The sequence below is a fragment of the Micromonospora sp. I033 genome, assembly GCF_053890995.1.
In genome coordinates this window covers 1-8,217 of the sequence record NZ_JBSSLX010000239.1, presented here as the reverse complement: position 1 = coordinate 8,217, position 8,217 = coordinate 1, and the positions used below count along the sequence as shown (strand labels likewise).

Below are 8,217 nucleotides of genomic sequence, written 5' to 3'. Positions count from 1 at the left end.
GTCACGGCCCTGCCATACCCTGACTACGCTCTGAATTGTCATGACTACTCCTGAATCGGACGCCGCCCCGGGTGGTGCCGCCGAGGACGGGCCCGACGAGGGCGGACGACCGGGGCAGGGCAGGTGGGTCGACGTCGTCGCCGTGCTCAGCTTCGTGCTGCTCGCCTTCTGGATCACCGCGCGGCTCTGGCTGGACCCGGCCAACGGCGTCCGGGACAACCGCACCGATCAGGCGCAGTTCGAGTGGATGATGGCGCATGGTGCGCGGGTGGTGACCGATTTCGCCTATCCGTTCACCTCGGACCGGATGAATGTGCCGGACAGCGTCAATCTGATGGCAAATACGTCCGTATTATCCGTTTCATTGCCAATGACGCCGGTCACCGTCCTGTTCGGGCCCCGGTGGTCATTTCTTCTCTTCCTCACCCTGGGAATGGCCGCCACCGGCGTGGCCTGGTACTTCGTCCTTTCCCGGGTGCTGATCCGGGCCCGCGGGCCGGCCTGGCTGGGTGCCGGCTTCTGCGCGTTCGCGCCGGCCATGGTCTCGCACGCCAACGCCCACCCCAACATCGTCAGCCAGTTCGTGGTGCCGCTGCTCGTCTGGCGGACGCTGCGGCTGGCCGAGCCGGGACGCTGGCTGCGCAACGGCGTGCTGCTCGGGTTGCTGATCGTCTGGCAGGCCTTCCTCAACCTGGAGATCCTGCTGATGACCGCCATCGGCCTGGGCGTCGTGGTGCTGGCGCTCGCCCTCGGCCGGCCCGAACTGCGTCCGGCGGCCCGGCCGTTCGCCGCCGGGCTCGCGGTGGCCGCCGGGTTCTCCGGGGCCCTGCTCGCGTACCCGCTCTTCGTGCAGTTCTTCGGGCCCGGTGCCTACGAGGGGCTGTCCACGCTGATCCGGGGCTACAGCACCGACCTGGCCTCCTACGTCGCCTGGTCCCGGGAGTCGCTCGCCGGGGACGCGCGCGGCAGCGCCTGGCTGGCCAAGAACGCCACCGAGGAGAACGCCTTCTTCGGCTGGCCGCTCGCCGTGCTGGTGGTCGCGCTCGTCTGGTGGCTGCGCCGCAACGTCGTGGTGCTCGGTCTGGCCGCCGTCGGCGCGGTGTTCGTGCTGTTCTCGCTCGGCCGGGAGATCCACTTCGACGGCCGGGACACCGGCATCCCCGGCCCCTGGGCCGCGCTGGAGCACCTGCCGATCCTGCACTCGGTGGTGCCGACCCGGTGGTCGCTGGCACTCACCCCGATCGTCGGCATCCTGCTCGCGCTCGGCGCCGAGCACGTCCGGCGGCTGGCCCGGCGGCACCCGGCGGGCCGCCGGCAGATCCAGGGCGCCGCCGCCACCGTGCTCACCATGGCGCTGCTGCCGCTCCTGCCCACCCCGCTGCCCTCGGTGCGCCTCGACCCGACCCCGAGCTTCGTCACCTCCGGCGCCTGGCGGCCCTACGTGGCCGGCGGGCACAGCATCGTCACGCTCCCGCTGCCCGACACCAACTACGCCGTCCCGCTGCGCTGGTCCGCCGAGACCCGGCTGGACATGCCGCTGGCCCGGGGCTACTTCCTCTATCCGGACACCCGGCCCGGCGCCGGCCGGGTCGCCCTCTTCACCGCACCGCCCCGCCCCACCAGCACCTTCTTCACCACCATCCGGCGGACCGACGCGGTGCCGCCGATCACCCCGCAGGACCGGGTGGCCGCCGTGGACGACCTGCGCCACTGGCGGGCGGGCGCGGTGATCCTCGACCCCCGGCTGCGGCAGGCCGGCTCGCTGTACCGGGGGATGACCGAGCTGACCGGGATCACGCCGACCTTCACCGGCGGGGTCTGGCTCTGGGACGTGCGTCCGCTGGTCGACTGAACGGGCCCGCCGCCGGGGTCGACCGACGGGCCCGCGCGGGCGGCCGGATCAGGACTGGCGGACGCAGCAGCCCTGGCAGATCTTCGGCCGGGGCAGCGTGAAGGCCAGGCAGCAGGTGCGCCGCTGCACGGTCGGCTCGCCCGCGGGGCCGGGCACCAGCTCGATCAGGTCGCTCAGGTCGAGCGCGTCGAGCAGCGTGCCGATGGTCGCCGTCGAGGAGCCGGGCAGCGCGTCCGAGGCGCGCAGGATGCCGTGCGCGATGCCGGACGCGACCGAGCCGAGCAGCGTACGGGTGCCGATCCGGACCTCGCCCTGGATGGCCGCGATCAGCGGGGCGAAGTGGGCGTCGAGCAGGGAGGTGCGCAGCGCGTCGAGCAGCGCGGCCTCGTCGGCGACCACCCGGACGCCCGGCGCGCCGGCCAGCGCCAGCGGGTCGCCGGGGAGCACCGCCACCGGGGTCGAGCTGCGCAGGCCGAGGGTGAGCAGCTGGTGGTGGTCCTCGAAGTGGACCAGCACGTCGGCCGGGTCGAGCAGCGGCACCCGCCGGGCCGAGGCCCAGCCGAGCACCGCCGGCAACGCCGTCCAGTAGCTGTAGGACTTCCAGGCCAGCGCGGCGCAGGCATGCGGGGTGCCGCCCCAGCGCCGGCCCGCCGCCCGGAGGAACTCGGGGAGCAGGGTGCCGTCGACCAGCCGGGTGGCCGGGGCCCAGTGGGGCGTGCCGTCGGTGACCAGCAGGCCGGGCGCCAGCCCGGGCAGGTCGTCGGTGCCGAACATGGCCCGCAGGGTCGCGGTGACCGGGGCGAACGGGGTGGCGACGTCCCGCCCCGGCATCACCGCAGTCACCTGGTCGTCCCCTGTCTGGTCGCCTCGCGGCGCCGGCTGTCGCCGGCCCGGACTAAGGCTAGCCTAACCACAGCTTCCCCTGGAGGGAAAGTGGCCCGGTGGGCTCCGGGGGGAGGTCCCGGTCACTCCGTCGCCCATCGCGTACTACCCGGCGAGCTGGGCGGAAAACGCCGCCGAGCGGGGTGGCGGGCCGCGCAAGCATCGACGGGCACCGCTGGATTGTCAAGGTGAATGTCGAATACGAGGCAGTTTCCGTACACGTTCGGCCACCCAACGTGAAAATGGTCTTCCCGCGTACGAGGAAGCCGATGACGACCTCACCGATCGAGCGTGCCGCCGACTCGTTCGCGGCCGAACTCGCCCGGCACCGCACCGGCCGTGGCCTGTCCAAGAAGCAGTTGGCGACGCTGATGGGCTTCGACCCGTCGTACGTCAGCCACGTCGAGGGGCGTCGGCACCGGCCCACCGAGGACTTCGCCCGCCGCGCCGAGGCCGTGCTGGAGGCCAGCGGCGCGATCTGGCAGCGCTTCCGCGAGTACGACGAACTGCGGCACGGCCGCTCCGGCGGGGCGCACCGGGACCCGCCCGTGCCCGGCCAGTGGCTGCCGCCCGGCACCGGGCTGGTGGTGGAGCGCGAGTCGGCCACCCTCACCTACACCGACGACGGCGGCTACCACTGCGCCATCCGGCGGGAGCTGTACAACGCCGGCACCGAGCCGGTCACCCGCTATCTGGTCCGGGTCGCCGTCGACCGCTACCCCAACGACCCGGGCCGCTCCAACCGCCACCACCGGGAGCACCCGCTCACCTTCGCCGAGCTGCAACTGACGGCCTACCGGGACGACGGGGGCGCGCGGGAGCCGATGCACTGGCGGGCCAAGCACGACCGGGACGCGTTCAAGGAGATCTGGCTGCTGTTCGAGAACGACGAGGGCCGGTTCCCGCTCTACCCCGGCGACCGGGTCACCATCGAGTACGCGTACCGGGTCGGGCGGGACAAGTGGGGGCCCTGGTTCCAGCGCGCCGTACGCCTGCCCACCCGGCACCTCGCCGTCCGCCTCGACCTTCCCGCCGACCTCGACCCCAAGGTGTGGGGCGCCGAGACCTCCCTCTCCGCCGAGGAGGGGCCGCTGCGTACCCCGATCCAGCGCAGCGACGACGGCGGCCGGGCGATCTTCGACTGGGCGACCGACGACCCGCCGCTGAACGCCCGCTACCGGATGCAGTGGCGGTTCCGCAGCCTGCCGCCCGACGCCGAGCCCGACGGCCCGCCCCCCGGCACCCGGATCCGGGCCAGCGACCGGATGCGCGCCGTCGGCATCGTGCAGCGCGGTGACGACGTGCTCCGGCAGCCCGCCCGCCAGTTCGACCTGCCGCGCGAGGAACAGCTCGCCCGGGACGTGGTCGACCGGCTCTCCGGCCTGCTGGTCCGCCTCGACGAGCTGCACCCGTTCAGCAAGGGCGTCGGCATCGCGGCGCCGCAGCTCGGGCTCGGCTGGGCCGCCGCCCTGGTCCGCCCCGCCGACCGGGCGGCCGAACCCGTCGTGCTGCTCAACCCCCGGGTGGTCGACAGCTCCCCCGACACGGACGAGCAGTACGAGGGCTGCCTCTCCTTCTTCGACCACCGCGGGCTGGTGCCCCGGCCGCTGCGGATCGACGTCGAGCACGCCCAGTGGGACGGCAGCCGGGTCATCACGTCCTTCGAGTACGCCATGGCGCGGCTTGTCGCCCACGAGATCGACCACCTGGAGGGTCGCCTCTACGCCGACCGGATGGCGCCCGGCGTGCCGCTCGTGCCGGTCGAGGAATACCGGGAGACCGGCAACCCCTGGCGCTACTGACCGCCGGAACTCCGGTACGCGGGCCGGTTGCCGGCCCGACCCGCGCACCGGTGAACGGGGGGCCGGGTCGCGTGCCCCAGGGGGCAGGGGCACGCGACCCGGCTCGGGGGGAGCAAGGTCTACAGGTTGCCGAAGGTGTCGTAGCGGATGTTGTCCGGCGGCACGTCGTCGGCGGCCAGCGCGCGCAGGGTCGACCGGACCATCGCGGCCGAGCCGGACACGTAGCAGTCGTGCGTGGTCCACGGGCCGTACCGGGTGACCACCTCCGAGATGTCGCCGAGCTCGCCGTCGAAGTCCGGGTCCTCGCTGCACGCCGTGGTCACCGACAGCCACGGGTGGGCGGCCACCAGCTTCTCCAGGTCGGGCAGCCCGTACAGCTCCGCCGAGCGGCGGGCGCCGTAGAAGACGTGCACCCAGCGGGTCCGGTTGACCCGGGTCAGTTCCTCCACCAGCGCCTTGATCGGGGCCAGCCCGACCCCGCCCGCCACACAGAGGATGTCGCGGGTCGAGGCGCGGTCCAGGGTCATCGAGCCCATCGGCGCGGCCACCCGCAGCAGGTCGCCCGGCTTCGTCCGGCGGACCAGCGCCCCGGAGACCCAGCCCGCGGCCCCGGCCGGCGTCCGCACGTGGAACTCCAGCACGTTCTCCTCGTTCGGGGCGTTCGCCACCGAGTACGTCCGCCACACCCGCGGGTGGTAGCGGGGCGCCTCGACACTCACGTACTGGCCGGCCTGCCAGGTCATCGGGTACTGGAGGGCACGCACGGTCAGCACCGCGGTGTCCGGGCCGTGCCGCTCGTGGGTGAGCACCTCGGCGTGCCAGAACGGCGGGTTGTCGTCGGCCGCCGCCCCGGCCAGCATCCGCTCGCTGATGCTGGCGTACGCCTCCCGCCACGCCTGGTCGTACTCCAGGTTCCAGCCGTCCCCGGCGGTGCTGCGCAGCGCGTCCAGCAGGGCGACGCCCATGGTCTCGTAGTGGCTCGCGTCGACGTGGAACTTACGGTGGTCCCGCCCCAGCGCGCGCAGGTACTCGTCGAAGCTCTCCGGGTCGTCCACCGTCTGGGTGGCGGTCACGATCGCCTCCAGGATCCGGTCACCCTGCCCGGCCATCTGCACCGGGAAGAGCATGCGCAGCCCCGGGTCGAGGAGGAACAGCCGGGCGTAGAAGTGACCGCTGAGCCGCTCCCGGTCCTCCTCGACCAGGGTCCAGCTCTCCTTCAGCAGCCGCGCGAAGTTCTCCACGAGGGCACGCTCCTTCTCCTGACCGGCGGATCGGCCCCCACAGAATCTCCACGCAGCGTGCCGGCCGGTCGCACAGAATGTGCGACCGGCTCACCTGGCCGCGGGACGTGCCGACCGGCCCCGGAGTGCGGCACAGTGGTCCGGTGACGGTTGACGAGCTCACCCGCCCGGTCTCCCGCCGGACCCTGGGCACCGAGACGCTGCTCGTGCTCGGCCTCTCCCTCGGCCAGTCGGCCGTCTACGCCCTGGTCTCGCTGGTCGCCAAGCTGACCGCCACGGGCGGGCTGTCGAAGCAGACCGCCTCGCTGAACACCTCCGTGTCGGCCCGGCCCTACCTCGACCTGACGTACCAGCTCCTCGGGATCGTCTTCGCGCTGCTGCCGGCGCTGCTCGCCGTACACCTGCTGGCGCGTGACCCCGGCGACCCGGCACGGGCGCTCGGGGCCGATCTCACCCGGCCCGGGTCGGACCTGGCCCGGGGGGCGGGCCTGGCGGCGCTGATCGGCCTGCCCGGGCTGGCCCTGTTCTGGGCGGCCGCCCAGCTCGGGATCAACGCCACCCTGGTCCCGGCCGCGCTGCCGCCCCTCTGGTGGGCGGTGCCGGTGCTGATCCTGGCCGCCGTGCAGAACGCCGTGCTGGAGGAGGTGATCGTGGTCGGCTACCTGGTCACCCGGCTGCGGCAGCTCCAGTGGCGGCTGGGCGCGGTGCTCGCGGCGAGTGCCCTGCTGCGTGGTTCCTACCACCTCTACCAGGGCTTCGGCGCGTTCCTCGGCAACGCCGTGATGGGCGTGGTGTTCGGGCTGTTCTACCTGCGCACCCGGCGGGTGGGGCCGCTGATCGTCGCGCACACCCTGCTCGACGTGGTCGCCTTCGTCGGCTACGCCCTCCTGCCGAAGTCCTGGTTCGGCTGGCTCTGACCGCCGGCCCGGCCGCGCGCGATCTTGCACTTGGTGCCTCGACAGAAGGGACCAAAGGCGCAGAACGCGGGCCCAAACTGCAAGATCGCGGGGCGGTTCGGCGTGGAGCGGCTCAGGCGCGGGGCGGGCGGTAGAGGGTGATGGCGCGGGCGGCCAGGCGCTCGGCGGCGGTCGCGTCGCCGGTCGCCGCGGCAAGCGCCGCCGCGCCGGGAAGCAGCCGCGCGGCCAGTCGCAGGCCCAGCCAGCCGGCGGCCTGCGCGGCCAGCGGGGTGGCCAGCCGCCAGGCCGCCTCGGCCGCCCGGGACCAGGTTCCCTCCGCCGGAGCGCCCGCCGAGCGGGCCGCGTCCAGCGCGGCCCGGGCGGTGCCGGCGTCCGGATGCACCTGGGTCAGCACCAGCAGCTCGGCCACCCGGTCCGGATGCGCCGGGTCCCGGCCGTAGACGGCGGCCAGATGCAGCACCAGGTTGGCCTGGGTCCAGAGCACCGCCGTGAGCTCCGCCACCGGTGCGAACAGGCCGGCGCCCGCCGCGAGCGCACCGCCCGTACCGGCCAGCCGGACGAACCGCCGGGTCACCAGCCGGGCCAGCCCGTCGGCGCCGGCGTCCGGGTACGCGTCGCGGGTCCGCTCCACCCAGCCGGCGGCACGCGGCCCGAGAACGTCCACCGCCGCGAGGGCCCAGCAGCTCCGGTGCGAAACCCGGATGATCGAGTACGCGCACCCCGATCGCCCGCCAGCCCTGCCCGGGGTCGTGCTCCTTCACCTGCCGACTGACCTGAGTGATCCCTGCGGCAGCGGTTGATGCGGATCGGGTCGTGGCCGGCTCGGCCCTGTCTCGTGGCTCATGTTGGTCGAGCTGTGTCTCAGCCGGCTCCGGTGGGGCCTGCGCGGCGACCGGTTCGGTGGAGGCCTGCCCGGCGGTCGGCTCGGCCGGGGCGTCTGCTGCGGTTGCCGGTTCTGCCTGCTTCTTCGTGGCAGCCGGTATCGGCGGGGCAGCCGGTTCGGCGTGGACCTGTGCGGGTTCGGTGGTGGCCGGTGCGGCGGGGGGTTCGCCGGAGTTGGCCGGAGCGGTGGGGGCCCGGCGAGCCCGTTTCGTCGGCGTGGCCTTCTTCGCCGGGGCGGTCCTGGTGCTCTTCCGGGGCCGACCGGTCTCCGTCGGCGCGGCGGTCTCCTCCGCCGCCCCTGCCGTTCCGGACTCCTCGGCCCGCTCTGGCGGTCCGGACGCCTCGGCCGGCTCTCCCGGTCCGGGCGCCTCCCCCGGCGCTGCCGCTGTGGACTCCTCGGTCTCTGCGGGCCCGGCCAGCTCAGGCGCCGCCGAAGTGTCGACTGCGGCGGCAGGCTTCCGCGCCGCCGGGGTGGCCTTCTTGGGCGGGGCCGCCTTCTTGGCAGCCGGCGTCCGGCGGGTCCGCTTCGGGGCCGGTTCGATCACCGGCTCATCGGCAGCGGCGGTGGCGCGCGGCGGGGCGCCCTCCCGCCTACCCCGGACCTGTCTCTTTTACAACTCTCCCCGCCCCCGCGACCGCAC

Annotated in this window: 6 protein-coding genes; 3 read left to right on the top strand and 3 right to left on the bottom strand. The window is 73.9% G+C overall.

Going from position 1 to position 8,217, the window contains the following annotated elements; all coding sequences use genetic code 11:
* Positions 1-40: 40 nt before the first annotated feature.
* Positions 41-1,852: a hypothetical protein gene (locus tag ACW0Q9_RS26750; protein ID WP_456185915.1), complete on the top strand. Its 1,812-nt coding sequence runs from the start codon at positions 41-43 to the stop codon at positions 1,850-1,852.
* Positions 1,853-1,900: 48 nt separating this feature from the next.
* Here ACW0Q9_RS26750 and ACW0Q9_RS26745 read toward each other — a convergent pair whose 3' ends face one another.
* Positions 1,901-2,683 carry a hypothetical protein gene (locus ACW0Q9_RS26745; protein ID WP_456185917.1) on the bottom strand — a complete coding sequence of 261 codons (783 nt, stop codon included), beginning with the start codon at positions 2,681-2,683 and terminating at the stop codon, positions 1,901-1,903.
* 320 nt (positions 2,684-3,003) lie between these two features.
* Here ACW0Q9_RS26745 and ACW0Q9_RS26740 point away from each other — a divergent pair, with 320 nt between their 5' ends.
* Positions 3,004-4,536, top strand: a complete 1,533-nt coding sequence (locus ACW0Q9_RS26740; RefSeq protein ID WP_456185913.1) for a peptide deformylase — start codon at positions 3,004-3,006, stop codon at positions 4,534-4,536.
* A gap of 119 nt (positions 4,537-4,655) precedes the next feature.
* Here the strand turns inward: ACW0Q9_RS26740 and ACW0Q9_RS26735 are convergent, their stop codons facing one another.
* Positions 4,656-5,777 (bottom strand): globin domain-containing protein, encoded by a 1,122-nt coding sequence (locus ACW0Q9_RS26735; RefSeq protein ID WP_456185911.1) that lies wholly within the window; start codon positions 5,775-5,777, stop codon positions 4,656-4,658.
* 143 nt (positions 5,778-5,920) lie between these two features.
* Between ACW0Q9_RS26735 and ACW0Q9_RS26730 the strand changes: the two genes are divergently transcribed.
* Positions 5,921-6,694: a CPBP family intramembrane glutamic endopeptidase gene (locus ACW0Q9_RS26730; protein ID WP_456185909.1), complete on the top strand. Its 774-nt coding sequence runs from the start codon at positions 5,921-5,923 to the stop codon at positions 6,692-6,694.
* Between the two features lie 112 nt (positions 6,695-6,806).
* On the opposite strand, the gene ACW0Q9_RS26725 is transcribed toward ACW0Q9_RS26730, so the two are convergent.
* Positions 6,807-7,358: a hypothetical protein gene (locus tag ACW0Q9_RS26725; RefSeq protein WP_456185907.1), complete on the bottom strand. Its 552-nt coding sequence runs from the start codon at positions 7,356-7,358 to the stop codon at positions 6,807-6,809.
* Positions 7,359-8,217 lie beyond the last annotated feature (859 nt).